Source organism: Paenibacillus sp. FSL P2-0089, assembly GCF_038595095.1.
Lineage (GTDB): Bacteria > Bacillota > Bacilli > Paenibacillales > Paenibacillaceae > Paenibacillus_AQ > Paenibacillus_AQ silagei.
The window spans coordinates 5205199-5230975 of the sequence record NZ_CP152006.1; the positions used below are offsets into that span (position 1 = coordinate 5205199).

Consider the following 25777-nt stretch of genomic DNA (forward strand, 5'->3'; position numbering starts at 1 on the left):
TCATTATATAAATGATACCATTTGGCTAATGGTTAGCAAAACCTTAATTAGGCATGTGCTACAGCTTCAAAGGTTACTTTGCCCATCTTGTCCATGACTTCCTGCGCCTCAGCGAACATGGTGGTGATCATCTCTTCCACGGTGGTAATCTTGTTGACCATCCCGCAGATCTGTCCGGCCATCACGGAGCCGGTATCGGTATCTCCTTCAAATACGGCTCTGCGCAGCGAGCCCAGGCTTAAGCTCTCCAGCTCCTCACGCGATGCCTTCTCATTCTCCATTCTGAGGAATTCGGCAATCATGCTGTTCTTAATGCTTCTTACCGGACCGCCGAGGCTGCGGCCAGTTACGGTTGTGCTGGTATCATCGGCGTTGATGACTGCCAGCTTGAAGTTCTCATGTGTCGGGCATTCCACGGTCGCGAGGAACCGGGTTCCCACCTGAACACCCTGTGCTCCGAGGGCAAAAGCAGCGGCAATCCCGCGTCCATCGGCAATTCCGCCGGCCCCGATTACCGGAATGGATACCGCACTGGCGACTTGCGGCAGCAGAGCCATGGTTGTAGTCTCACCTACATGTCCGCCCGCTTCGGTTCCCTCGGCTACAATCGCATCCACACCGAGCGCTTCCATTTTCTTGGCGATTTTGACCGAAGGGACGACCGGAATCACGATAATGCCATGTTCCTTCAGAATCGGCATATAAGGAGCTGGTGTGCCTGCGCCTGTGGTTACAATCTTCACGCCTTCTTCAATAATAACCTGGATCAGCTCAGGGATATTGTTCATCATCAGCATCAGATTAACGGCAAACGGCTTGTCGGTGCTTGCTTTGGCCTTGCGGATCTCGTCACGGAGCCGGTCGGCGGTGAATCCACCAGAACCGATAATGCCCAGCCCTCCTGCGTTGGATACAGCGCCTACCAGTGGAGACACAGCAATCTGAGCCATACCGCCCTGGAAAATCGGATATTTAATTCCTAACAGTTGTGTAATCGACATTATAATGACCTCCATATATTAATTAATGTTGTTTATTTGAACTTCCAGACTTCCTTAAGCCGCCTTAGCCACTTCCGGCTCGGGCTTCTGCTTCTCCATAGCTTTGTAGACGAAGGTTAAGGCGAAGCCGACCAGGGAGATGACCAGCGCGATGTAAAAGGCATTCGTGAAGTTGCCGTCATTGGCTGCCGCTACACTGCCGGCAATTCTCGGTCCGAAGAATGCGGCTCCCGAGTAGCCGATGAAGGTGACCCCGTAGTTCACACCGTAATATTTCATTCCGAATTTCTCACCGACAATGGACGGGAAGATGCCCATTGTTCCGCCGAAGCATAAGCCGATCCCGGCAATCGCGACAGCGAATCCGGCCACGGAAGTCGTTAGAGCAATTGTGAGCATCATAGCCGAAATGACGAGATAAATCATCAGCAGGCAGTTCACCCGGCCGATTCTATCGGACACTGCGCCCCAGAACACCCGGCCCAGGCAGTTGCTCAGTGAGTACAAGCTGACGTAGAGCGCTGCGGCGGCTGCGGTTAAGCCGAACATTTTTTGACCGATTACCGATGCATTTGCGGTTACCATCATACCAGACAGGGCACCGATCAGGAACAGGCAGGCAATCACATAGAATAGCGGCTTCTTGATCATCTCGTTCCATGGTACATTCACTGCAGCCTTAGCTGCTCCGGTTACCGGAGGGGTCCATCCTTCAGGAGCATAACCGGCCGGGGCAGGTCGGACAAGCAAGCCAAGCCCTAGAATAATCACCAGGAAAGCAACACCGAGTGTAATTAAGGCAGACTGTACACCATTGCCGGTGATCAGCGCATTAGCGATAGGAGCGATAGCGATGGTGCCGCCGCCATATCCGGCTGTAACGATACCCGCTGCCAGACCTCTTTTATCCGGAAAGAGCTTCACGCTGTTGCCAATGGTCGAGGAATACACGATTCCCTGGCCAATCCCGGTAATGACGCCATAAGTGATATACAGCATCCAAGGTGCAGTAGCCAGACCCGAGAGAATGAATCCAATCCCGAACATCGCACCGCCGATAAAGACTGCCTTCTTGGCCCCCCCTTTATCCACCAGCTTACCGCCTAGGATCATCGGAATCGGGGAAATCGCTGCATTAATGGTAAAAGCAATCATAATATCCGGCATGCTCACGCTGAAAACCTTCGTTAATGGCAGTGCGAAAATACTGAAAGCATAAATGGCGCCTACACAGATATTAATGATCGTTGATGCAATCAAGATCCTCCAGCGGTTCAACTGTACGTTCATGGTATCATCCCTCTTTTAGTTGGTTTATAAGTTCAGCTTACGGTACTTACATTAACTACACTTCCTGCAGCACCCGGTTCTTATCGGCGATAATCGACTTCAGCATGCCCCAGTTCTCCTGGAACATGGCCGCGTCCATCTCCTTCAGGTCGGGTGAAATGACCGGCTTGAAGTCCATCTGATCCAGAATCTCTGTCTGCAGGTCGATGCCTGGCGCGATTTCGGTTAAAGTCATTTTACCGTTCAGCAGTTCAAAGACGGCGCGTTCCGTAACATACACAACCGGCTGATTTACCTTGGCGGCATAGGATCCGCTGAAGGTGATCTGCTGTACCTTTGAGATGAATTTCTTGGCTTTGCCCTCTTGAATGATGTGCAGCTTGCCGTTCTCTACCTTAATCTGCAGCCCGCCCGCTGTAAAAGTACCCGCGAACACCAGCTTCTTCGCCGCCTGAGAGATGTTGATGAATCCGCCGCAGCCCGCTACGCGTGTACCGAATTTGCTGACATTTACGTTCCCGTATTCGTCGGTCTGCGCCAGGCCAAGCACAGAGAGGTCAATACCACCGCCGTCATAGAAGTCAAACTGGGCATCATGATCTACAATCGCCTCGGAGTTGTACGCATGACCGAAGTCCTTCAGCCCTGCGGGAACCCCGCCGATCGAGCCTGCCTCTGTGGTCAGAATCAGCTGGTCGTCCACGCCCTCTTCAGCAGCAATGTTCGCTACATTCACCGGGATGCCGACTCCGAGATTCAGGATGGTATTCGGCTGAAGCTCTACGGCTGTGCGGCGGGAGATGATTTTGCGTTCATCCAGCGGCAAGACTTCAATCGAATCCACAGGCACTTTGACATGACCGGAGAACGCCGGATTATACTGCGTATTCTCGGTCTGATAATGATTCTCTGGGGTGGACACGACGAGGTAATCTACCAGAATGCCCGGAACCTTCACATCCTTGGGATTCAAGGTGCCGTTCTTAGCCACCGTCTCTACCTGGGCGATCACTATACCGCCGGAATTGCGGACGGCCTGGGCGATCGGCAGAACCTCCATGTGCAGGCCTTCTTTTTCCAGCGTCAGGTTGCCGTTCTCGTCCGCTACGGTTCCACGGATCAGGGCGATCTGAATCGGGAAGGTCTTGTAGAACAGCCACTCTTCACCTTCAAGTTCAATCACCTTCACAATGTCCTCCTTGGTAGACGGGGACATCTTGCCGCCCTCCACGCGGGGATCGACGAAGGTCTCCATACCCACCTTGGTAATCACACCCGGGCGCTTGGCGGCAATCTCGCGGTAGAGCTGGGTAATCACACCCTGAGGCAAGTTGTAGGCTTCGCATTTATCCTCTTCAATCAACTTGGCCAATCCCGGGGAAGCGATCGCGATACCGCCAATCCAGCGTTTGATGAGGCCTTCATGGCCCAGGTGGCTCATGCCCTTGTCGCGGCGGTTGCCGACGGCACTGGCGTGCATCACCGTCAGATTCTTCGGGTGTCCGTTCTGTACGAAGCGCTCTTCAATGGCGATCCCCATCTCTTCTGCCCAGCAGGATAATCCAAATCCGCTTGCCGCTACCGTGTCTCCGTCCTTGATGAGTTCCGCTGCTTTGGCGGCTGAAATTACTTTTGTCATTTCATCTGCTCCTCTTTATGTGAATTATTTCACTACAGTTGTTAAAAAAAATAATGGCCCTTTTGTGTGTCTCCTAATTGCTGCTCTATGCGTCTCGTTTTACTTGTGAAAGTTTTCTCAAGGTCATCGTAATACAGAAAAAAGGACCGGTCAATAGCTCCAAAAAGCCTTGAATTCAAGGTATTTTTCTGTTGTTTTTTTGCGACTAGCTTGTTTGAACTCAAAGCTTGGTCGTCGCTGCAGTGAACATTTGGACTTCCGGCCGCTGTTGTCACCAGATTTCTTGATTTTTACCGCTAATAGCGGTTGAAATCCGGTGACTGCTTATGCTTCCGAAGCTAGCTTTCCTACGGAAAGCTTTCAGGCGGACGCTACCGCTCCTCCAGTTCCAAATTTCCCCTCCGCTTCTTTTTGCTTTTCGTTAATTTCTTTAGTGCTTCATCTGTATTCCCGCGGGGCCTGCGAGTCGCAAAAAAACCACACTTTTTTTCTCCAGCCGGGTTGGCTGGGTATGAAATCAAGCGTTCCATGACATATCCTGCCCGGCGGATCAGACAAAGTGTTGGAGATGAGACTTCAAGACATTTTAGCGCGGCCAAAAAAAATAAAATATTTTTGTTACGGGGGGTGCATTGCAGATTTGCAACAGCGGATTAGGGCAAAACCGGTTCAAAAAAGAGTGGAGAGGTTGTACTCTATCGCTTATATATGTTATATTCTGGACAATTTTAGTTAGAGGGGGAACGCTGTCATGACGCATTCCGTCAAACAGGCGATTGTTCAGGGAGAAACGTCGCTCGGGATTGAGTTCGGGTCCACGCGAATCAAGGCTGTGCTGATCGATCACCATTTTGAAACGATCGCCTCCGGCACCTATGAATGGGAGAATCAATTCACTAAGGGTTATTGGACTTACGATCTCAGGGAAGTAGTTCAAGGTCTGCAAGCAGCCTACCAGCAATTACAGCAAGCGGTTCAGCAGACCTATGGCGTCACTCTGCAAACCGTCGGCTCCATCGGCTGCTCGGCCATGATGCAGGGTTATATTGCGCTGGATCGGGCGGGAGAGCTGCTCGTTCCATTCCGTACCTGGCGCAATGCTACCACAAGCGCTGCTGCTGCGGAGCTAAGCGGGACATTCCAGTTCAAAATTCCAGAGCGCTGGAGTATCGCCCACTTGTATCAGGCTATTTTGAACGGTGAAGAGCATGTGGCCAGAATAGATTATCTTACGACGCTATCGGGTTACGTTCACTTGCTGCTGACGGGCCGCAGGGCTATCGGGATCGGGGATGCCTCCGGGATGTTCCCCATCGATGAAGCAACGAAGCAGTACAATGAAGATATGGTGAAGCAGTTCACCACTCTAACTGCCGGCAGGGGTTATCCTTGGAAGCTGCAAGATATCCTGCCTACAGTATATACGGCCGGTATGAACGCAGGAAATCTCAGTGAAGCAGGTGCCCGGCTGATCGACCCGTCAGGCCGTTTGCAGGCCGGTATTCCGCTATGCCCGCCGGAGGGCGATGCCGGAACAGGTATGGTGGCTACAGGTAGTGTTAGGAAACGAACTGGCAATATTTCCGTAGGGACGTCGGTCTTTGCTATGTTTGTGCTGGAGCAGAATCTAAGTGCGGTCCACCCTGAGATTGATATCGTGAATACACCGGAAGGCAGCCCGGTTGCTATGGTTCTTGCCAACAACTGCTCCAGCGATCTGAATGCCTGGATCGGCTTGTTCCGTGAATTTCATGAAGCCATGGGGCTGAAGCCCGACATGAACCAGTTGTTCAGCGTCCTGCTGAGCCAGGCGCTGGAAGCGGATGCGGATGGCGGCGGCTTGTTGAGCTACGGCTACTATTCAGGCGAGAATATCACCGGCTTTGCCCAAGGGCGTCCGCTGTTCGTCCGTTCGCCGCAGAGCCGCTTCACGCTGGCTAACTTCATGAGAGTTCATCTGTATAGCGCTTTCGCTGCGTTAAGACTCGGAATGGAGATTCTGACCGGGCAGGAACGGGTAACGATTGACCGTATTTCAGCGCACGGCGGATTGTTCCGCACCCCGCAGGTCGGCCAGCGGATCTGTGCCGCTGCACTGAATGTTCCGGTCTCAGTCTTGTCTACGGCTGGTGAAGGCGGAGCATGGGGAATAGCCATTCTGGCCTCTTATATGATACATAAGGAGCCGAACGAGAGCCTGGCGGATTACTTGAGCTCTAAGGTGTTCTGTAACATGGAAGGACAGGAGGTAGCACCTGACCCTACTGATGTGGACGGCTTTGCTCTCTATATGGAGCGTTACACCAAGGGGCTGCCCATCGAGCAGGCGGCGATAGATCATTTACTGGAGAACCGGAAGAGAGGAGAACTCGGATGAAAATAGATATGGGCAGGCTTACGGTATTGCTTACCTCCCTGCTGCTGATAGCTTCCGCCCCTTCCGCCTATGCTGAAGCGCCAGATGCCAAGCTACTCCTGAAGCAGAAGTTCCCGGGAGAAACGGTACGTATGCTGAAGACCGCAGACCTGAATAACGATCAGAAGCCGGAGAGCTTCCTGCTCACGGAGTCGGGCAATTTGTATCTGGTGAACTCCAAAGGTGTAGTAGTCCTAATTGATAAGAAGCTTGTGGAGTATGAAGAAGATGAAGCGGATATGCAGATTTTCGCCGTCTCTCCCACGGAGAAGCAGCTGGCGGTTACCGTAGATTATCTGCCCTCGAATACCCAGGTCTCCGTCTACCGTCTGAACTATGGAACCCTCACCAAGAAGCTTCAATTCATGGGGGATCAGGGGGCCGAGATTGATAAGAAAGGACGCCTGCATCAATATTGGAAGGACTTCAAGGATGAGGGTGGCGGCTGGGACCTGGCCGAGGGGATCTTCACCTGGGATGCCCAGGCAGGTAAGTACAGAGCTACGGGCAATTACGTCTTGCAGTAGTATAAAAGACAGCCATCCTCCCGTAGCGGGGGATGGCTGCCTTTGATTTATGCCAGGCTTGCGGCATATCAGGGCTGGGGCTGGGCTAGGCCCAGGCCGAGCATCATTTGCATTTGACTCTGCGGGATCTGCCCAGCGGACTGAGAGGCGCTTATTCTGCCCAAAAGCCGCTTTTTACGCAGGTTACGGACTCCATGGCCCTTATTGGTGGTAATACCACCGATTAATATCACTTAGTGGACGAATAAGCGCATCTCAGTCCGATAGGCGGTGTAAAGTAGGCTTTTCCTCAAAATAAGGGCTCTCCAGTCCGTTAGAAGCAGGCCGGAGGGGTCCGGGGGCCACCCGGGGTCAGAATCATTTCACGGAACGATTGTAACTCGCTCCATCCTCACCTCACAAATACACGAACGGCTCCCTCGCATCCACGAATGTAACCGGAACCCCGTCCACCAGCGGCGCCAGCCACTCAGCCATATACTTCATGCCCCATTCCTCGGAGCGCTCGTGACCGATCACGATCATCGCCTTGTTCATGCCCAGCATTGCGGCATCATTGATGTAAGCACATAAGGTCCACTCGGTAATGTCGCCGCAGACCATCACATCCAGACCCTTCTCCTGCATCAGCTCCATCGGCATCTGCTCCCGGCCCAGGCCCAGACTGCCGCCGCCGACAAGGATGCCGATACGGGAGCAGGGCGCTTCCGCGTTGCCGACGATCTGAATCACCTTCATCCCCAGCCGCTGCTTCAGGAAGCCTGCCAACTCACTGACTGTGGTCTCCTCGATCAGATACCCCCAGGCGTCCTTGTCATCCAGCTTCTTATCCGCCCAATCCAGCTCCTTCAGCAATCCGTCATAGATCCGGTCCGTATCCGCCAGATGCATATGGTCATGGAAGCGCCAGATCGTAATGCCGTGCTCCTCGATCAGCTTTTTTTTCGCCAGATATACCGGGTCCTGCTGCAGCCAGTCCAGCGTATCATTGCCGGTATAGTAGGTCGGCTCATGGGTGATAATCAAGTTGGCTCCAGCAGCAATAGCTTCCTTGATGACCTCCACCGTCGCCATGAACGTAGTGACGATCCCTGTGACCTCCATCTCTTCACTGCCGCCCGCCAGCACATCACAGGTCTGCTCCAGCCTCCGTCCCCCGCAGCAATCGAGCAGAATCCGGTCAATGACCTCTTGCACTTTCATACGCTCATCTCCTATCATATTTAGCCTTTGACAGCTCCGATAACCACGCCGCGGGTCAAGTACTTCTGCATGAACGGCAGGACGAACAGCACCGGCACAATGCCCAGCACCGCCATCGCCATCCGCACCGCTGTACTTGGCAGCGATACCGTGTCGGCTCCGAGTACATTCCCGGCTTGGCCGGAATTGAGGAACTGGATGTTGCTCATGAGCTGCATCAGCAGATTCTGAATACCGTACAATTGCGGCTTAGATACAAAATATAACGCATTGATCCAGTCATTCCAATAGGCCAGGCCCATAAACATCCCGACGGTTGCCATGACCGGCATGGACAGCGGAAGCATGATGCGGAAGAAGGTCCGCAGCTCCGAGGCACCGTCGATCTGAGCGGCTTCGATAATCTCCAGCGGCACATTATTCTTGAAGTAGTTACGGACCAGCAGGACGTTGAACCCGTTCGCCAGCAGGTTGGGCAGGATCAGCGCCCACAGCGTATTTTTGATATGGAAGTACTGGGTCCACATGATGTATGAAGGCACAATCCCCCCGCTGAACAGCATGGTGAAGAAGACGACAAACGCCAGCGTATTATGATACTTGAAATCAGACCGGGACATCGGATAAGCAAGCATGCTTGTTATCAGCAGTCCAATCGCGGTTCCCAGGATCGTCACCAGAAAAGAAACGCCATAGGCTCTAATGAAAATGTACGCCGAGGACTTAATATACCGGTACGCGTCTAGACTTAGATGCTCCGGGAAAAAGCTGTACCCGTTGCGGATCAGGGTTGTCTCATTGGTGAATGAAGCGATCACAATCAGCAGGAAGGGCAAAAAAGCAAAAACCGTCAGCAGGATCATCACGACCGCAGAAAACACCGTAAACGTTCGTTCTCCTCTTGTTTGGATCATCCGAATTTCCTCCTAGAACAAAGCGTTTTCTGGATTGACCTTCTTGACGATGGCATTGACCGTAAGCACAAGGGCAAAGCCGACCAGCGACTGATACAGACCGGCGGCTGCCGACATTCCAATATCATTGAGCTGCATCAAGGCGCGGTAGACATACGTATCAATCGTCTGGGTAGTGCTGTATAGCGCACCAGAGTTCATTGGAACCTGATAGAACAGGCCGAAGTCAGAGTTGAAAATCCGGCCCATCGACATCAGCACCAGCACAATAATGGTCGGCTTCAGCAGCGGCAGAGTAATCATGCGGATCTGCTTGAGCTTCCCGGCACCGTCGATTTTGGCCGACTCATAGATGCTCTTGTCAATGCCGGCAATCGAGGCAAAATAGACAATTGAGCCGTAGCCTGCCGTCTTCCAGATCTGAATGAGGACCAGCAGGTACGGCCAATATTTCGCCTCCGAATACCAGTTGATCTCCGGTATCCCCAGCGGCCGCAGAATCGAATGATTGACGAACCCGCTGTCGGCGTTCAGAAAGGCGAAGACGAGCAGCGAAAGCACGATCATCGAGATCAGGTTCGGCAGAATCAGCCCGGTCATGAACAGCTTCGAGTACAGCTTGTTCAGCAGCTCCGACATCAGAATGGCAATGATGATTGAAACTACGGTTCCCAGCGCGATAAACGTCAGATTGTACAGCAGGGTGTTGCGGGTCATAATCCAGGCATCACTGGTCTGGAACAGAAAGGTGAAGTTCTTGAAGCCGATCCAGTCGCTGCCGAAGATGCCTTTGGCATAATTGACATCCTTGAACGCGATGAACACCCCGAACATGGGGAAGTAGCTGTTAATGAGAAAATACAGCAGTCCCGGACCCGCGAGAATTAATAAAGGAAGTGTTTTTTTGAGTGGCTTGGATTTAGGTTTGGCAGTCATGCCGGATTCACCTCCATTGCCGGGGGCAGAGCCTCCATTAGCGGCTCTACCCTCAGCAGGCTTATTCAAATTATTGTTTTTGCGCGGCAAGCCATTGATCCAGTTGTTGCTGCTTGCTGTCTATAATGTCCTGTGCACCCGCATCCTTCAGCGCACTGTTGAATTTCGCAATAATGCTCTCAGGATCTACCGATCCGCTGACCAGTGCCGGCAGGAATTGATTCACTACGTTGTTCACAGCACTCATCTGCGTCTTCACTTGACCCTGGTCGAAGATAAAGCCGAAATACGGCGATCTTTCGGTATCCTTATTCTCCTTCAGCTTCAGTTCAACATCCGACCAGTTGATTCCCTCCATCTGATACTGGAGTGACTCGGAGCCAACAATCCCTGAGCTAAGCATGGCTGTATAAGGCACCGTATTGGCGTCCATGCCTTCCGGGAATTTCACATGATGCTCATCTACCTTGATGTAATCCTCCCCTTCAATTCCGAACAGAATGGTGTTGATCAGCTCTTTGTCGGTGTAGAGCAGGTTCAGGAACTTCACAGCGGCTTCCGTCTCCTTCGAGGTACTGGAGACCATCCAGGTCACCGAGTTCACGGCGCTTGTATCGAAGTAGAACGGGGCGATGCGCTTGGTCTCAATGTTTTTGCCGACCTGTGCACTCAGCTGCTTGCCAACCTCCATGCCGCTGTAGCCGCCCAGGAAGGAGAAGCCACGCCCCGAGGAGACCATCTCCATCGCTGTAATCGTAGTGGTTGCGGTATCCTTCTGCAGATACCCGGCCTCGAACCAGTCTCTCATCATCTGAATTCCGTTCTTGAAGACATCCGATTCGTAGAAGTTAACGACCTTCCCGTTATCACCGATCACGACACCGACTCCGGTGGTATCGGTCAGGTAATCCACCTTGCTCGCACCCTTCATCCAGTTCACAAGTCCGGTATCCGTCGGATTCACATTAATCGGGCCAAACGGAACTACATCCGGCAGCTTCTGCTTCACTGCGCCGAACACCGCAGGCAGATCCTCTATCGATTGGATGGAGTCTGCTGCTACGCCCGCCTCTGCGAGCATATCCGCGTTGTAGATGATATTGGTCGGCAGCGCCATCCCTTTATTCACAGGAATGCCGTAGATATGTCCGTCCATCGTGGTGGTTTTGAGAATATCCGGCCCGAAATCCTTGTCCAGAATGGCTGTCAGCTCTTTGCCGTGTTCGGTAAGCTGCTCTTCGAGCGGAGCCACCTGGCTCTTGGATACATAGTTGGAGAATTGTCCGAGGGTGGTGAAGACATCCATTTTCTCCCCGCTCTGGAGCGCGAGATTGACCTTCTGGGCATAATCTGCCGGGCCGAAGAGTCGGAAGTCCACCTTCACCCCGATTTTCGCGGTAGTAATGGCATTGATGGCCTCGGTCACCTTGCTGAGATCATCGGGAATCCGGTTGAAGGAGGGCAGTGCGAATACAATCTCAGCCACCTTGGCCTTCGCTTCCGTATCCACGGAATTCTTGGACGATGTATTGGAATTGCCGCCGCAGGCGGAGAGCAGTGAACCGCAGATTACCATGGACAGCAGCAGTGAACCTAACCCCTTTTTCTTCATTATCATCATGCCTCCTGTTCTGTATTTACACTCTCATTGTACCGGTCCTGGAGGGCGGCAGGCTTTCAATAATACGGGCTGTTTTTATAAAAAACCGCACTGGACGGGTGGCGAGGATTCTCGGCTCTGCATAGCTAATTAGCCCCCTGGGGGACGACGGCAGAACGCTGGGCCTTGGCAAACAAACAGGTGGAAAAACGTATTTTAATTTTTCTATTTTTCCCAACGCCACCCCAACAAATGGAAAAACGGCATCTAATATTAGCATTTTCTCTACTTTGCCGGAATTGTGTCTAATTAAGTGTTGTTTATCCAGCTATTCCTCCGCCAGCGTTCACCCCTTCAGCAACAGATGTATAAAATCCAACTAAATTCTGCGCAGGAGTAACCTTAAGCCTCCTAGATCCCTTAACTCAGTTTCCAGCACCCTCAGCCAGTCAACCAGCCGGATGCCGCGCACCATAAATAAGATTCCTGCCTACGCAGCAAGAAGCCCCGCCTCCGGTAGGAGATGCGGAGCTTCCTAATGGTCATCATTGTCACTATAAGGCGGATTTGTGCCTCAAGCGGTAGGCTGCCGGGGTTTCGCCTGTCCATTTTTTGAACACAGTGGAGAAATAGGAGAGGGTATCGAAGCCGGTATCCATGGCAATCTCCCCGATGCTCGCCGTGCTCTCCACCAGCCTCTGCTTCGCCGCTCTGATCCGGCAGTCATTCAGGTACTCCTTCACGCTCTGGCCGGTCCCGTGCTTGAACACCTTGGCCAGATAATCCGCGGTCAGATATACGCTTGCGGCAACATCCTCCCGGCTGAGGTCCTGGGTATAGTGCTCCTGAATGAACCGTTTGGCCCGCTCGACCACCCCTTCGGACTGCAGCACTTCCTTAATGGAATCCAGCGTCTTGTCTGTCAGCGCCTGCGCCCATTTCATGAAGTCGAACACGCTGCTCTCGGCATCCTGGGCCAATTGCTGGCTGAGCTCGCCCTCGAAGAGGCGGTGGGCTTGAATGTGGTGCCGCGCGAGCAGCGTATAGACCACCTGAAGCAGGTCCTCTCGTATCGAATGGAGCGTTGCCGCATCCAGCTTGTTCAGACTCGTCAGCAGCTCCAGTTCTTTCTTGAGCCGGTTCACAATCTGCGCCTTCTCCTTCTGGACGAACAGCAGGGTGAACAGCTCCGTATCCAGGGTGAAGCGCTCGGTCAGATCTACCTGGAAGGGCTTATTCGGCAAATGCAGCTTCCCCCGGAAAATAATGTTCGCTTCGTCCGCCTGCTCCAGCTCCGTCTTAAGCTGCGCCAGGCGGGAGATCGCCGCAGGCTCACTGAAGTAACAGGTAGCCGTACATTTCAGATACTGTCTGGACAGCCGGATGATCTCTCCGGCGCTCACCTCCAGCTCCTGCATATCCGCCGGACTCTCCACAATGATCGCATTGTAGAATACTTTATCGACCTGATAGGCAATCATCCGGCCGCTGCCCACCCGGCTGCTGAGAATTTCAGAGACCAGGTTCGAGAGGGCATAATGGAAGATGCTCTCATCCCATTCCCGTTCAATCTGAGAGCGGGGAACACTTACCAGCAGCAGCCTGTATTCTGCATGCACCGGAATGGACAGCTCCCGCTTCTGCACCTCACTCTGGATCAGCTGTGGCCGGGGAGAGATTGTCGCCGTCAGCACATCGCTCCAGAAGCTGCGTTCTATCAGATCCTGGTTCTTCAGCCACGCATGGCCCAGCTTGCTGTATTCGCCTAACATAATTTTGTTCTTCAGCGTATCCATAGACTTGCGCAGCGCCGCTTCCAGCTCCTGCTTGTCCAGCGGCTTGACCAGATACGAGTCTGCGTCATATGAGATCGCCTGGGAGGCGAAGGTGAAGCTCTCATGACAGGTCAGGAAGATGAATCCGCCCTCATATTGACGGTCTCTGGCCCACTTGATCAACTCAATGCCCGAGCCGCGCGGCATTTCAATATCGCAAATCATCAGATCCGGCTCGCCGTGCTCGAAGAGTTGCTTCGCATCCTGTATATTATGAGCGGTTAGCACTTCCGTAATTCCGAATTCCTCCCAATTCACAATACCGCGCAACGCTTCAATTGTAGGAATATCATCGTCAATCAGCATACAACGCATATTATCCTCCCTCTAAGCCGGGCTGGCCCCATTCGAGTGGCTTCACAGGAATCCATAGCTCAACTCTCGCACCTGTAGTCTCGATATTCGACAGCTTAAGCAGATCTTCCCGTTTGTAGAGCAGTCTGAGAGTCTTGCGGATATTGGCAATGCCCACTCTGCCTCCGTCCTCCCCTGCCTCTTCGCGCTCCGGCTGATCCAGCCATTCAGAAGCGAAGCCCGCCCCGTTATCTTCAATGACAATGCTGACAAATGGACTATCGTCCCGCAGCTCCATCCGCACCCTAATGAAAATAGACAGCAGCTCCTGAACGAACATAGCATGCTTGAACGTATTCTCCACAAAGGTCTGAATCATGAATTGGGGAACCGGCACCTGCCGCGCTTCCTCCTGCATCTCGATCATGAAAAAAATCTGCTCAGGATAACGGATCTCCTGCATCCGGATATAATTCTCAGTGTGCCGGATCTCCTCCTCCATCGTCACTTCCATCAGCCCTCCTCTGAACATATACCGGAGATGCTCGGAGAGGCAGTGGATCAGGCGGCGGATCTCCTCGTTTTTATTCTGATAGGTTAGACTGGTGATCGTTGAGATCGCATTCAGGAAAAAATGGGGCCGGATCTGCATCTGCAGATACTTGATCTCGGCGCGGCTGATTTCGATCTGTTCTTCATAGGACTGAATCTTCAGATCCTTGATCTCACTGACCATGGACTCCAGCGCATGGAACAGCTTCAGGAATTCCAGGGAATACGGGGTATTCTGCGGAATCTGGTATTCCAGCTGCCCCTGCTCGACCGCCTTCGCCGCCTTCACCAGCTCCAGAATCGGCCTCAGCACATCTCTCGTCAGGAATCTCAGCACCAGCGGCACCACGATGACCGAGAGAACCGCCAGCAGGGCGATCCCCCACTGAATCAGCTTCAGGCCCGAGAACAGACTGCCCTTGGCAACCATTTGAGTCATCTGCCCGAACTCGCCGATCGGTTCAGATACAATCAGGTAATCCCGCTGATACTGCCTGCTTAAGCTCTCAAGCGTCGTATCCTCTTCATTAAGAGAGATATTATTCGCTGCCAGAATCATTCCCTCCGAGTCACTCAGCACATAACGGTTCTTATCATTGCCTCCCCTATCAACCATAGCCAGCAGCGTGTCCGCTTTCACCAGCGTTCCGAAGCTGACTCCTGAATAAGTAATGTATTTGAACAAGTAGGACTCGCCGCGGATCTGGAAGACCTTCCATACCCCGCTATGTTCTGCCGGAGCCGTACTGAATTTATGCATATTGATAAAATCCACCAGAGCCAGCTTATCCTCCGATTGAATCCGGCGGTTGAACTGCTCCAGCACCAGCTCATCCGAGAGCCTGATGAACATGCCGTCGCTCGAATTATCGCCTGCTATTTTTGCCTGCAGGCTATTCTTGAGCTGCTGGACCTTGAAATACCGGCTGTTCTCATCCATCCCCGCCGAATTCACCGCAGTATCCACGTTATGGTCGAACACCTCAATGAGGTCCTTGGAGAAATTGTTGAAGTTATTATGAATATTGGCCTGATAGAGGGCCAGTGTATTACGCGAGCTGGTCAGTGCATTGCTCCGCACCACCTCCAGGGAGTAGATGTTACTCAGAACAAGGATGGACAGCAGGATCGCAAGAATCACTGTCATCTGCAACGCAAATTTGAACACGATACTGTTGGTTCGGATCATCCCCGCCTCTTCCTTTCCCCGGAATTCAGCACGCCCCTGAGCCGATACCTTCTTAGGCCGGACCCAGGGGCGTATAAGTATGCAATTTGCTGTTCTAGTTGTTATATTGATTATGATTAAAAGTTTCTCTTTTTGGGGATGGCCGTGACTCCGGAGAAGTTTTGGACTTCCGGCCGCTGTTGTATACAGATTTCTTAATTATTACCTCTGATCGAGGTGGAAATCCGTATACAAAGGCGGACGCTACCGCTCCTACAGTTCCAAAATTCCCCTCCGCCACTTTTCCCTGTCTGTTTTTATAAAGTTAATCAATAAAGTTAGTTAGCCGCCCAGTCCAGCGCAGCTTCAATATGCTTATCCCAGTACGCCCAGTTATGGTCGCCAGGGCCTTCTTCATAGTAATGGGCGGCCTGCTCGCCTTCCAGGAACTGATGGAACCGGCGGTTCACATCCAGCAGCATATCCTCGGTTCCGCATGCCATATACAGCTCCGGCAGGGCAAGTCCCTGCGCCTTCACATCACGCACCAGCTGCTCAGGGTCTTTGTCGCTGCCAAGCAGCCTACTCAGATCGCCGAAGACGCTGGCATAGTAGGAATAACTGGCAATTCCGTCTTTATAGTCTGGGGAAATATTGGCAACTCTATACGGAATTAAGGCCGAGGATAAGGCGATGATCCGGCCGAAGCGCTCCGCGTATTTCAGGCCGTTGCGGATTGCCCCGTAGCCGCCCATGGATAAGCCGCCGATCCAGGTATCCTCTCTGGCTGCTGATAGCGGGAACAGCTTGCGGGTGAAGTCTACCAGCTCTCTGCCGATATACTCACCGTAGTATTCTTCTCTTAGCTCATCATTGACATAGAAGCGGTTCTCCCCGGCCGGCATGAATACTGCCACCTGGTGCCTGTCTGCCAGCTCCCTGATCCTGGAGAAGTTCAGCCAGTCGTTCTGGCTGCCGGAGAAGCCGTGCAGCAAATAGAGCGATCTCAAGGGCTGGCCCGACCAGGCAGGCAATCCCCAGCCCTCCGGCAGATCCACCGGCAATATGGCCTGGATCGTGACCTCCCGCTTCAGACTTGCCGAGAACAGGCTGATTTGCATTGTAGCCATCATCATTCCCCCTTAACGAATTAGAATCAGACCCAGTATACCGCTTCTTGTCCCTGCTGATCTATATATTCGATAACAGTCTTATAATTCTGCAGGTTAATATGCAGCCGGCAATATGCTGTTCCCTGCTCCCACATCAGCCTGATTTCATCCGCCTCTGCCTCTAGCACCCGGAAGGTTCCATGGAAGGCGCTATACTCATTGCGGAAGCGGATTAGCTTCATCAGCCGCTGCACGACCTCCCGCTCACTCTCCGCTGCAATCTCCTCCAGCGTATAGTTATGGCGGTTAATCTCCCGGCCTTCCCCCGTCAGGGCGACCTGCTCCAGATCATTGCGGCCAGCCAGCAAGCCTACATAATAGACCTGCGGAATACCCGGTACGAAGAATTGAATCGCCCTTGCTGCCAGGTACGCATCGTCATCCTCATTCAGTGCGCTGTAATAGGTGCAGCGGATCTGATGGACATCGAAGCCATCCGGGGCCTTATGCTCCTCGGACAGAATCAGGCTCAGGTTCGCTCCGCGCTCCACGCAGAGATCCACCAGCTCCCGGGCTTCCTTGGTATCGATCAGATCATCCAGGTCGGGCTTCACCGGAACACCGTCATGACAGTCCAGCATCGTGAACTGCTTAGGCGAACGGGTCCGCAGATAGTCGTACAGCGCCGTATTGGATCTGCCGGTAAGCGCCTCAAGCACGCGGTAAGGCAGAATGAAATCATAGATCCAGCAGCCGTATTCCGATAGCTTAGTCTGGATACTGTGATGCGCATGTACCTCCGGCAGCAGCTCTATGTCCAGCGAATCCGCCATCTCCTTAATCCAGTCCAGGAATTCATAGATCTCCGGCTCCACATAGAAACAACTGGTGCCCAGCTTCTTGATCACGTACCCGACCGCATCCAACCTGACAATCTTGACATTCTGCTCTTTGAAGTTCAGGAAGAACTGCCGCAGCAGGTCGCGGGTGAGCGGAGAATGGATATCCAGATCAATCTGCTCGGAAGGATCGGTTTTGCCAAAAGTGGTCCAGACCTTCTCTTCCACCCCTCCGGAGGTAGTGAACGTAGAATAAGGCAGCGGCCGCCGCAGGAACATCTTCTCGATATCCGCACGCGCAGGCTCGCCATTCTCCCAGATCTTGTCCAGGGTGATGAACAGATCCGCATATTCCGAAGCCCGGCCATGCTCCAGGAAGTCCTGGAAATACGGCGATTGCCTGGAGATATGATTGACCATCAGATCCACCAGCACATCGAATTCTTCCCCGATGCTGCGGATGTCCTCCCAGCTGCCGAATTCCGGCTCGATCTCCAGATACGTCAGCGGCGCAAAGCCGCGGTCCCCCGAAGAAGGAAAGGGCGGAAGGATGTGAATCCCCCCGGCAAACAGCCCGGCGAAGGGACCGCGCAGCACCTGATGGAGCTGCTTCAGGTCTCCGCCCAGGGAATCGGGATAGGTAATTAACTGTACTTGATTCTTCAGTGTCATCTTAAGAAGCCTCCTACAGGTTGAATTGTTGCTTAATGACCGCAAGCGCAGGCAGATCGACTACCGCACCGGTGAATTTCAGTTTGTACGCGCTGACAGCAGATCCAAGCTCCAGCGCTTCTGTGAGCGTATATCCTTTGATAATAGCTGTATAGAATCCGGACCAGAAGGCATCTCCTGCTCCCGTCGTATCTTCAATCTGCGTCGCCTTGGTCGCAAAGGACATCGTTTCGCTGCCGGTGGAGACGAGTGCCCCGTCCTTGCCCAGCGTCAGAATGACCAGCTTCGCACCAAGCGCAAGGAATCTGGCGATCTGCTCCTCCGGCGTGCCGGGACCGAACAGACGCTCAGCGTCATCCTCGGAAGGCTTGATGATATCCACCTTCGGGATGATGCTTTTGACATAGGCTACCCCGTCCTCTCCCTTCTGCCAGATCGAGGGATGATAGTTGGGATCGAAGCCGATCAGCACCTTATGCTTCCGCGCCGTCTGGATCACCCGCTCCACCGCCCTACGGGATGGGGTCCTGGAGATCGGCCAGCAGGAGAAGTGGACAATTCTGGAATGAATCAAGGCTTGCTCCAGCGCCTCATTGTACTCCAGCCGGTAATCCGCCGCACGGTAAAAGATCGGAACCGGCGTAGACTGACTCTTGGTAATCACCACCATACTGGTAGAATCATCGACCTGCTGGATGCCGCTTGTCGCCATTCCGGCGCTCTGCAGCCGGTTGATCAGATAGTTGCCCAGGCTATCCCTGCCCACCGCCGAAGCCACATGCGACCGGATGCCCAGCTTCCCCGCATTAATGGCAATATTTGAAGGCGATCCGCCAAAATAACGGGTATATCCATCACCTACCGTATCCTCGCCGTATTCATTGGAGATCATATCCACGAGCAGCTCGCCCACTGTTAACACATCGTTCGCCTTATCTTCAAATGGTATTGTCTCTCCGAGTTTAAACACCCGCACTCCCCCTTGGTACTCCAGTATCCTTGTGTCATATCCATTCTATGGTCTCTGTGTACACAATACTTTCAAAAACCCGTCCTCTTTTTACAATTTAAGAGTTCAAGGCTCTTGCCAGGGCATGGATGTATCCCTCTCTGGCTCTGCGGCTGACTTCGGCTGCAGGGACAACATGCTCGAAGCCATGATAGCCCCCCGGGTAGAGATGAAATTCCACTTCTACACCGGCCTGTGCCAGCCGTGCCACGTAATCAATCGTCTCATCTCGGAACTGGTCGAGCTGACCGACGCAGATATAGGCGGGCGGAAGTCCCGCCAGTTGATCCGCACGGCCGGGTGCCGCATACGGGGAGGTGTCTGCGCCCCCGGCAGGACCGCCCAGGTACATCTCCCATGCCACCAGATTATTAGCCCGGTTCCACACCGCAGGGTGCGTGAACTCATAACTCGAAGGTGTAATGTTGCGGTCATCCAGCATCGGATACAGCGGAAGCTGGAAGCAGAGGGCAGGACCGCCCTTGTCTCTCGCCATCAGGGCCAGAGCCGCTGCCAGACCGCCGCCTGCACTCGCTCCGCCCACGGCAATCCGGGCCAAATCGATGCTCAGCCCATTATTGATATCGGCCAGCCACACAAGTGCTGCATAAGAGTCCTCAATGGCTGCCGGGTACGGATGCTCCGGGGCAAGGCGGTAATCGGGCGACACGACTACACAGTTGGCCGCGAGGACGAAGCTCTCGCATAACGCATCGTCACCGCTCGGCTGGCCCAGAATATAGCCGCCGCCATGGGTCCAGAGCAGGGCAGGCAGCTTATGTTCACTTCGCTGAGCCGGTTCATAAATTCTGATCCGAACCGGCCCGGAGCCGGCAATCAGAACCCGTTCCGTAATGCGGACGCAGTCCGACGGTTCAGTAGGCGGCGGAACCATATTCCGGGCTGCGGCCAGATCCTCCGGCAAATACAGCGGCGGCAGGCCAGCGATCCCTTCCCGTAAATCCGGGGCTACGCGGTAAATGAAATCCATATATATTTCCTCCATATCGTTCGAATGTGAATGAATCCTGCGTGCTTCAAGTGGTCCCCTTCTCCGATAACCGGACGGGAAGAATCGTCTCCAGCGGAACCGGCTCGCCGGCAATCTGCTGAAGCAGATATTGAACAGCCAGCTCGCCCATCTTCTTGATCGGCTGGACGATAGTAGTCAGATCCTCCGCCTCCAAGGCAGCAATTCCGTCATAGCCTACGACCTTGACTTGACCGGGCACGGCTCTGCCCAGCCTTCTGCACTGCTTCAGCACCTGTAGCGCCAGCATATCGCTGCTCGCGAATACGCCGTCCAGCTCAGGGCGTTCCTCAAAAAGACTGCTGACCAGCTTCTCGTAATCCTTATACTTAAATCCGTTCAGATCAGTTTGCCGGACGGTATATTCCACATCTTGCCTCTTGACCTGCTCCAGGAAGGCGTCATGCCTTTGCTTGGCCAGCAGATTGAGGCGCAGATTCCCGCTGAGATAGGCGATACTCCGGCATTTTTTGCGCAGCAGCAGCCTGGTGGCCAGCACTCCCCCCTGATAGTTATCCGAGGCAATGAACGGAATCGACTTAGAGATCTGCCGGTCCAGCGACACCAGCGGCAGGCTGATTGACTTGTAATCGTTCACGCTCATCGTATGGCTGCCCATGATAATGCCGTCAACCCGGCTGGCCCGCAGCAGATCGATGTATTCTTTCTCTTTTTTCTTATGATGCAGGGAATTGCACAGCATAAGCTTATAGCCTTGTTCATAGGCATAGGCCTCAATATGCTTGGTTACCTCTCCGAAGAACGGATGGGAGATATCCGGCAGAATCAGGCCGATAATATTGGACTTCTTGCGCAGCAAGGAGCGTGCCACCTCACTCGGATGGTAATTCAGCTCCTCCATGGCATCGTTCACCTTTTGCTTCAGACTCTCACTGAGGTATCCCCGGTTATTCAGCACACGGGAGACGGTAGTGACGGAGACGCCGACCTTCTCGGCAACATCTTTGATGGTTACAGCCATCCGTACCTCCTGACCCGGGTCAGCCTTCTTCCTCTGTTCAGCAGAACAAGGCAAGGTTCTATGTTAACCGGTTGATATAATAGGGCAGCAGCAGCTTCAAAACTGTAAGAATGGTTTAATTGCAATCTGTACAGCTAAATCGCCGGATATACTGGCGAATCTCAGTTTAGCTGTATTTCGTGCAATTAAGATACCTCTATACCTGGATTTTCGCCCATTCCAGCAAATTTAGTTGTATGAAATACAGTTAGGGAAGGAATACCTTCCTTTTCACTTTTTTTAGTTGCACCGAATACACTTATCTCTGATTATGCGAAAAACTGAACCTAATAAGTTAGGTGGTTTCCTCTTAATGATCCAATCCATAAATTTAAACCTGACGCTCTACTAAGGCAGACACTGGCAGGGAAGCTGCCAGTCCTGAGTATCAGGTCGTGCCGCGCTCCACAGCCGTTACCGGGAACGTGTTCACCATCGCCACCGCCTGGCCCTCGATCTGCCGGACCGCCAGCTCCATAATGGCTTCGCTCATCTCCTGAATCGGCTGCCGGACAGTGCTTAGACGCGGTGAGATCATGGAGGCGAGCTGCACATCATCATAGCCCACAATGCGCATGGCTGAAGGAATCTCCTTGCCGAGCAGGTTGCAGGCATGAATGACCTCGGCGGCAATCACATCACTGCTGGCAAATACGCCGTCGATCTCAGGATGCTCCTGGAGGTAGGCGGCAATGGCGGTGTCCCCTCCGGTATAGCTCCCCTCATTGACCTCGAGCTGCAAGTACAGCGGCGCAAGCCCGGCGCGCTTCAGCTCTTCTTCGTACCCCTGCCTTCTCAGGCCGGCCAGCATGAAGTGATGCTGGGGACCGTCGATCCCCCGCTGGATATAGACCGTGTGCCGGCAGCCCTGGCCGGTTAATAACCGGGCAGCCAGCCGGCCGCCCTCCAGATTATCCGAGGTGACCACGGGGATATCCTCCGAGATTACACGGTCGAAGGAGACGATTGGCAGGTCCAGGTGAAGATAATGCTGCACATCCAGCACGGCACTGCCCATGATGATGGCGTCAACCTGATTTTTTTTGAGCATCTCGATATAATCCACTTCCTTGGAGACGTTGCGGTTGGAATTGCAGAGCAGCAGCTTGTAGCCCTTAAGGTCTGCGTAATATTCGAGATAGGCGGTCAGCTCGGCAAAAAAAGGATGGGAAATCGCCGGGATGATCAGCCCGATCATATTGGATTTTTTGCGGAACAGGGCCCGGGCCATTTCATTCGGCTGATAGTTCATTTCCTTCATCACCCGGTAGACCTTCTCCTTCGTCTTGTCACTGATATACCCTCTATTGTTAAGGACTCTGGACACTGTATTCACAGAAAGTCCTGCCTGCTTCGCAACATCCTTCAGATTCGCCATAGAAACCACCTTGCTTTTTAGTTCCAATTATAGATGAATTTCGCATGGATTTCAGCTATTGAAGCGTAATCGTCACTGCGGTGTACATTGGGACTTCCCCGCTCCCCCTTACTTCAGCGCCCCTTCTGTGATCCCTTTGATGATCTGTTTTTGCAGGAACAGGTAGATGATCAGCACGGGAATGATCGTCATAATCAGCCCGGCCATCAGCGGCGCATAGTCCACAGAATAGGAGGAGAAGAAGGTATACGTGGACAGCGGCAGTGTCTTCTGATCCGGTGACAGCAGCACCAGGCTGGGCAGAAGATAGTCATTCCAGATCCAGAGCACATCGAGTACCAGCAGGGTGACGAACACCGGCTTCAGCAAGGGCAGCACAATACTGAAAAACGTCCGCAGCGTACTGCTCCCTTCGATAAACGCCGATTCTTCCAGCTCATAAGGAATCCCTTTGATAAAGCCGTGGAACGTGAAGACGCCAAACGGCACTCCGAAGCCGAGATACATGAACAAAAGCGTTAGCTTGGTATTCAGCAGCCCCATATTTCCGTACAGCATGACCATTGGAATCATCAGCACCTGGAAGGGCAGAGCCATGGAGGCCAGCATGAGGAAGAAGAGGATGGAATTCACCTTCCATTTGTAACGGACGAATAAGTACCCGGTCATCGCCGAGAAAATAATAATGATAGTAACGGAAATCCCCGTAATGATCAGCGAGTTCATGAACCCCTGCATAAAGTCCATATTGTCAAAAGCGCTGGCATAGTTCTTGAAATTAATCGTTGTCGGCAGCGACAGCGGGCTCTCGAAGAATTGCTGGGTGGTCTTGAAGGAGTTCATAATAATCAGCAGGAACGGTGTTAAAAAGGCCAACAGCAGCAGGTACAGGAATCCTGTCCGCAGGCCCGGGAGGATACGCCGGTTAGCATTCATTAAGATTCCACCTCCAGCTTCTTCAGCAGATAGGATTGCGTCAGGGCGATAATCGCGACGACAGCGAACAGAACGACTGCCTCTGCCTGGCCGACACCGTATTGATTGGACAGGAAGGCTTTTTGCACGATATGGTAGGTGGCCAGCTCCGTTGAATTGAACGGTCCGCCCTTGGTTAACGCTAGGTTGATGTCATACGTTAAGAAGGATCGGGACAGGGAGATGAAAATACAGATGACGATCGCAGGAACCGTCAGCGGCAGGATGATTCTACGGATCACTGAAGTCCGCCCCGCTCCGTCAATGCTCGCCGCCTCCAGTACATCATTCGGAACGCCTGTGAAGCCCGCGATATAAATGATCATCAGATACCCGACCAGCTGCCAGGCGGTCGCAATGATCAGCGCCCAGAATGCCGTCCCCGTATTCGTCAGCCATGAGGTCTGAAACAGCTCCCAGCCGTATTTAGCGCCAAGGTAAGGCAGCACCTGTGAGAAAAGCGTCTGCCACAGGTAGCCGAGTACGATCCCGCCGACCAGATTGGGTGTGAAGAACCCTGTCCGCAGCCATTGTTCCCCTCTCCCGCCTCTCGTCAGGGCGAGTGCGATGAAGAAAGCGAACACATTGGCAATCACCACAGTGAAGAAGACATACTTCAGGGTGAACCACAGCTGCTGAAGGAACACCTTATCCCTGAACACCTCCAGATAATTCGTGAAGCCGATCAGGCTGCTGTCGCCTGTCCGGACATCCCAGTTCGTGAAGGTCAAATATAAGCCGACGATGAACGGTATGATCACAACGGCGGCAAAAGCGAAGATAGAGGGACCTCCGAAGACCAGAAACGTCCCCGCATTCTTCAGTGATAGCTTTTTGTTCATAGTGCTGCCCCCTTTCCTCTTAACAGGCTGAACTGGAGAATATCCCGGTTCAGCCTGTTCTTTTAGCACAAACGAAGAAATTCTCTATTTCCCTGCATACGATTTCCAGTAATCCTGAACCTCCTGCGCCAGCCCCTGGCGGTCGATATTGCCTACCAGATACTTCTGCATCGCAGCTCCGGTCTTGGCCCAGTAATCCTGCGGCAGGTAATTGATGACACCGATGTTGATAATCTTCCCTTGCTTCACGTATTCGCTGACGGCGTTAGACATAACGTTCGTGCTCTTCGCCTTAAGATCCTTGTACGGCATGGACAGCCCCATATCGGTAATAATGGCCTTTTGTCCGTCCTCACTGCTGACCATCCATTCGATGAACGCTTTGGCGGCTTCCTGCTGCTCCGGCGTAGACTTCGAATCATCAATGGCAAACAGCTTAGGCTCGCTGTAGGCGACTTGCGCGTTGCCGAAATCCTCCGGGTTATTGCTCACAGGCAGCGGCAGAATACCGAAGTCGGCATCGCGGCCTTCCAGTGTTCCGATAACCGCCCAGCTCCAGTCTCCCATGAAGTAGAAGGCGGCAGCTCCCTTGGCGAAATCCGCGCTGTCACGGTTATAATCGGCAACGAGCGGGTCGCTCTTACGTGCGTTGTATTTTTTCAGCAGATCGAAGGTATCCATCAGTCCGGTGAACTGCGGATTCTCCGTCAGCTGAACCTGCCCGTTCTTCAGCTCCTCCACGAACTTCCGGTTGTCCTCCACCTTCTGCGACTGCAGGGAATAGGTCAATCCCAGATAGTGGGCGCCGAGCGACCAGTCTGCCCCGTGAAGCATGACGGGTGCTTTGCCAGCCGCTTCAATCTTCTTGAAGACCGCTTCCAGATCATCACGGGTCTTCACCGATGCTGGATCAAAGGCACCGCCGATACCCTCTTCTACTGCACGCTTGTTGTACAGCAGACCGTAGCCTTGGGCAGTCCAGGGAATACCCAGGAATTGTCCGTCCAGCAACGCGCCGTCGATAGCTCCCGGATTGGTCAGCGCTTCATACTTCGCCTTCTCCGGCTCTAAATCCAGAAAATCATCCTTATATTGAAGTATGGTGCCTGCATCCAGATTCACGATGGTCGCCGGATTGCCGGAGGCCAGCAGGGATTGGAACTTCTCAAGCTGCGCGCCGCCGATCGGCGTAGGAATCAGTTCAATCGTCACCTGCGGATTCTGCTCATGATACTTCTTGAACAGCTCCTCGAATACAGTATTGACTTCTGCAGAAGTATTGAAGAAAGTTAGCTTAACGTCCTTGGAGGCTTGCTCTGTTTGTGTTCCCCCATTCCCCTTGTCTTCCTTGACAGCACTGTTCGTTGAATTCCCCTTGGAACAGCCTGCGAGTAATCCGGTGACCACCGTCAGAGCGATAGCGAAGCTTGCAGCTTTTCTCAATTTCAACTGAAATCCCCCCATACTTATGATTTTTTTGAATGCGCATACATTTCGGATGCAATTTTATGATAACCGGTTAAC

The 25777-nt window shown here is 53.1% G+C and carries 20 protein-coding genes; 2 read left to right on the plus strand and 18 right to left on the minus strand.

The window, feature by feature from the left end; all coding sequences use genetic code 11:
• Positions 1 to 47: 47 nt before the first annotated feature.
• From NST69_RS21770 to NST69_RS21780, 3 genes are read right to left on the minus strand one after another with little or no spacing between them, the layout of a single operon-like run.
• Positions 48 to 1001 carry a DUF561 domain-containing protein gene (locus NST69_RS21770; RefSeq protein WP_036724044.1) on the minus strand — a complete coding sequence of 318 codons (954 nt, stop codon included), beginning with the start codon at positions 999 to 1001 and terminating at the stop codon, positions 48 to 50.
• 54 nt (positions 1002 to 1055) lie between these two features.
• Positions 1056 to 2291 carry an OFA family MFS transporter gene (locus NST69_RS21775; protein WP_342547099.1) on the minus strand — a complete coding sequence of 412 codons (1236 nt, stop codon included), beginning with the start codon at positions 2289 to 2291 and terminating at the stop codon, positions 1056 to 1058.
• Between the two features lie 55 nt (positions 2292 to 2346).
• Complete coding sequence (locus tag NST69_RS21780; RefSeq protein WP_342547100.1) at positions 2347 to 3930, minus strand: acyl CoA:acetate/3-ketoacid CoA transferase; 1584 nt, start codon at positions 3928 to 3930, stop codon at positions 2347 to 2349.
• 751 nt (positions 3931 to 4681) lie between these two features.
• On the opposite strand from NST69_RS21780, the gene NST69_RS21785 reads away from it, so the two are divergent.
• Together NST69_RS21785 and NST69_RS21790 are read left to right on the plus strand one after the other, a co-directional pair.
• Positions 4682 to 6307 carry an FGGY-family carbohydrate kinase gene (locus NST69_RS21785; protein WP_036724048.1) on the plus strand — a complete coding sequence of 542 codons (1626 nt, stop codon included), beginning with the start codon at positions 4682 to 4684 and terminating at the stop codon, positions 6305 to 6307.
• On the plus strand, positions 6304 to 6873 hold the full coding sequence (locus NST69_RS21790; protein WP_036724049.1) for a hypothetical protein: 570 nt from the start codon (positions 6304 to 6306) through the stop codon (positions 6871 to 6873). The genes NST69_RS21785 and NST69_RS21790 overlap by 4 nt, the downstream gene beginning before the upstream one ends.
• Positions 6874 to 7269: 396 nt before the next feature.
• Here the strand turns inward: NST69_RS21790 and NST69_RS21795 are convergent, their stop codons facing one another.
• From NST69_RS21795 to NST69_RS21865, 15 genes are all read right to left on the minus strand, one after another.
• The gene (locus tag NST69_RS21795) at positions 7270 to 8076 is read right to left on the minus strand and encodes a Nif3-like dinuclear metal center hexameric protein (RefSeq protein ID WP_342547101.1); all 807 of its coding nucleotides are present in this window, start codon (positions 8074 to 8076) and stop codon (positions 7270 to 7272) included.
• Between the two features lie 20 nt (positions 8077 to 8096).
• Positions 8097 to 8990: a carbohydrate ABC transporter permease gene (locus NST69_RS21800; protein WP_339250017.1), complete on the minus strand. Its 894-nt coding sequence runs from the start codon at positions 8988 to 8990 to the stop codon at positions 8097 to 8099.
• A gap of 12 nt (positions 8991 to 9002) precedes the next feature.
• Positions 9003 to 9926 (minus strand): ABC transporter permease subunit, encoded by a 924-nt coding sequence (locus NST69_RS21805; protein WP_036724053.1) that lies wholly within the window; start codon positions 9924 to 9926, stop codon positions 9003 to 9005.
• A gap of 70 nt (positions 9927 to 9996) precedes the next feature.
• On the minus strand, positions 9997 to 11538 hold the full coding sequence (locus NST69_RS21810; RefSeq protein ID WP_235191825.1) for an ABC transporter substrate-binding protein: 1542 nt from the start codon (positions 11536 to 11538) through the stop codon (positions 9997 to 9999).
• Between the two features lie 542 nt (positions 11539 to 12080).
• Positions 12081 to 13676 (minus strand): helix-turn-helix domain-containing protein, encoded by a 1596-nt coding sequence (locus NST69_RS21815; RefSeq protein ID WP_342547102.1) that lies wholly within the window; start codon positions 13674 to 13676, stop codon positions 12081 to 12083.
• Position 13677: 1 nt separating this feature from the next.
• Positions 13678 to 15396 carry a histidine kinase gene (locus NST69_RS21820; protein WP_342547103.1) on the minus strand — a complete coding sequence of 573 codons (1719 nt, stop codon included), beginning with the start codon at positions 15394 to 15396 and terminating at the stop codon, positions 13678 to 13680.
• A 317-nt stretch (positions 15397 to 15713) separates the two neighbouring features.
• On the minus strand, positions 15714 to 16505 hold the full coding sequence (locus tag NST69_RS21825) for an alpha/beta hydrolase-fold protein (RefSeq protein WP_339310753.1): 792 nt from the start codon (positions 16503 to 16505) through the stop codon (positions 15714 to 15716).
• A gap of 26 nt (positions 16506 to 16531) precedes the next feature.
• Positions 16532 to 17998 (minus strand): sucrose phosphorylase, encoded by a 1467-nt coding sequence (gene gtfA / locus NST69_RS21830; RefSeq protein ID WP_340951007.1) that lies wholly within the window; start codon positions 17996 to 17998, stop codon positions 16532 to 16534.
• A 13-nt stretch (positions 17999 to 18011) separates the two neighbouring features.
• On the minus strand, positions 18012 to 18968 hold the full coding sequence (locus NST69_RS21835) for a sugar kinase (RefSeq protein WP_342547104.1): 957 nt from the start codon (positions 18966 to 18968) through the stop codon (positions 18012 to 18014).
• A 97-nt stretch (positions 18969 to 19065) separates the two neighbouring features.
• Entirely contained in the window at positions 19066 to 19998 is a 933-nt protein-coding gene (locus NST69_RS21840) for an alpha/beta hydrolase (protein ID WP_342547105.1), read from the minus strand.
• Between the two features lie 46 nt (positions 19999 to 20044).
• Positions 20045 to 21019 (minus strand): LacI family DNA-binding transcriptional regulator, encoded by a 975-nt coding sequence (locus tag NST69_RS21845; protein ID WP_342547106.1) that lies wholly within the window; start codon positions 21017 to 21019, stop codon positions 20045 to 20047.
• A 427-nt stretch (positions 21020 to 21446) separates the two neighbouring features.
• The gene (locus NST69_RS21850) at positions 21447 to 22436 is read right to left on the minus strand and encodes a LacI family DNA-binding transcriptional regulator (RefSeq protein WP_036724067.1); all 990 of its coding nucleotides are present in this window, start codon (positions 22434 to 22436) and stop codon (positions 21447 to 21449) included.
• Between the two features lie 108 nt (positions 22437 to 22544).
• On the minus strand, positions 22545 to 23372 hold the full coding sequence (locus NST69_RS21855) for a carbohydrate ABC transporter permease (protein WP_209877511.1): 828 nt from the start codon (positions 23370 to 23372) through the stop codon (positions 22545 to 22547).
• The gene (locus NST69_RS21860; protein WP_036699404.1) at positions 23372 to 24253 is read right to left on the minus strand and encodes a sugar ABC transporter permease; all 882 of its coding nucleotides are present in this window, start codon (positions 24251 to 24253) and stop codon (positions 23372 to 23374) included. The genes NST69_RS21855 and NST69_RS21860 overlap by 1 nt, the downstream gene beginning before the upstream one ends.
• 84 nt (positions 24254 to 24337) lie before the next feature.
• Entirely contained in the window at positions 24338 to 25702 is a 1365-nt protein-coding gene (locus NST69_RS21865; RefSeq protein ID WP_235191827.1) for an ABC transporter substrate-binding protein, read from the minus strand.
• Positions 25703 to 25777 lie beyond the last annotated feature (75 nt).

Coding starts and splice junctions, on each gene's coding strand:
- NST69_RS21825 (WP_339310753.1), bottom strand. CDS start 16,505: ATGGCTACAATGCAAATCAGCCTGTTCTCGGCAAGTCTGAAGCGGGAG.
- NST69_RS21860 (WP_036699404.1), bottom strand. CDS start 24,253: ATGAACAAAAAGCTATCACTGAAGAATGCGGGGACGTTTCTGGTCTTC.
- NST69_RS21815 (WP_342547102.1), bottom strand. CDS start 13,676: ATGCGTTGTATGCTGATTGACGATGATATTCCTACAATTGAAGCGTTG.
- NST69_RS21770 (WP_036724044.1), bottom strand. CDS start 1,001: ATGTCGATTACACAACTGTTAGGAATTAAATATCCGATTTTCCAGGGC.
- NST69_RS21850 (WP_036724067.1), bottom strand. CDS start 22,436: ATGGCGAATCTGAAGGATGTTGCGAAGCAGGCAGGACTTTCTGTGAAT.
- NST69_RS21820 (WP_342547103.1), bottom strand. CDS start 15,396: ATGATCCGAACCAACAGTATCGTGTTCAAATTTGCGTTGCAGATGACA.
- NST69_RS21775 (WP_342547099.1), bottom strand. CDS start 2,291: ATGAACGTACAGTTGAACCGCTGGAGGATCTTGATTGCATCAACGATC.
- NST69_RS21840 (WP_342547105.1), bottom strand. CDS start 19,998: ATGGATTTCATTTACCGCGTAGCCCCGGATTTACGGGAAGGGATCGCT.
- NST69_RS21785 (WP_036724048.1), top strand. CDS start 4,682: ATGACGCATTCCGTCAAACAGGCGATTGTTCAGGGAGAAACGTCGCTC.
- NST69_RS21810 (WP_235191825.1), bottom strand. CDS start 11,538: ATGAAGAAAAAGGGGTTAGGTTCACTGCTGCTGTCCATGGTAATCTGC.
- NST69_RS21855 (WP_209877511.1), bottom strand. CDS start 23,372: ATGAATGCTAACCGGCGTATCCTCCCGGGCCTGCGGACAGGATTCCTG.
- NST69_RS21790 (WP_036724049.1), top strand. CDS start 6,304: ATGAAAATAGATATGGGCAGGCTTACGGTATTGCTTACCTCCCTGCTG.
- NST69_RS21805 (WP_036724053.1), bottom strand. CDS start 9,926: ATGACTGCCAAACCTAAATCCAAGCCACTCAAAAAAACACTTCCTTTA.
- gtfA (WP_340951007.1), bottom strand. CDS start 17,998: ATGACACTGAAGAATCAAGTACAGTTAATTACCTATCCCGATTCCCTG.
- NST69_RS21780 (WP_342547100.1), bottom strand. CDS start 3,930: ATGACAAAAGTAATTTCAGCCGCCAAAGCAGCGGAACTCATCAAGGAC.
- NST69_RS21845 (WP_342547106.1), bottom strand. CDS start 21,019: ATGGCTGTAACCATCAAAGATGTTGCCGAGAAGGTCGGCGTCTCCGTC.
- NST69_RS21800 (WP_339250017.1), bottom strand. CDS start 8,990: ATGATCCAAACAAGAGGAGAACGAACGTTTACGGTGTTTTCTGCGGTC.
- NST69_RS21795 (WP_342547101.1), bottom strand. CDS start 8,076: ATGAAAGTGCAAGAGGTCATTGACCGGATTCTGCTCGATTGCTGCGGG.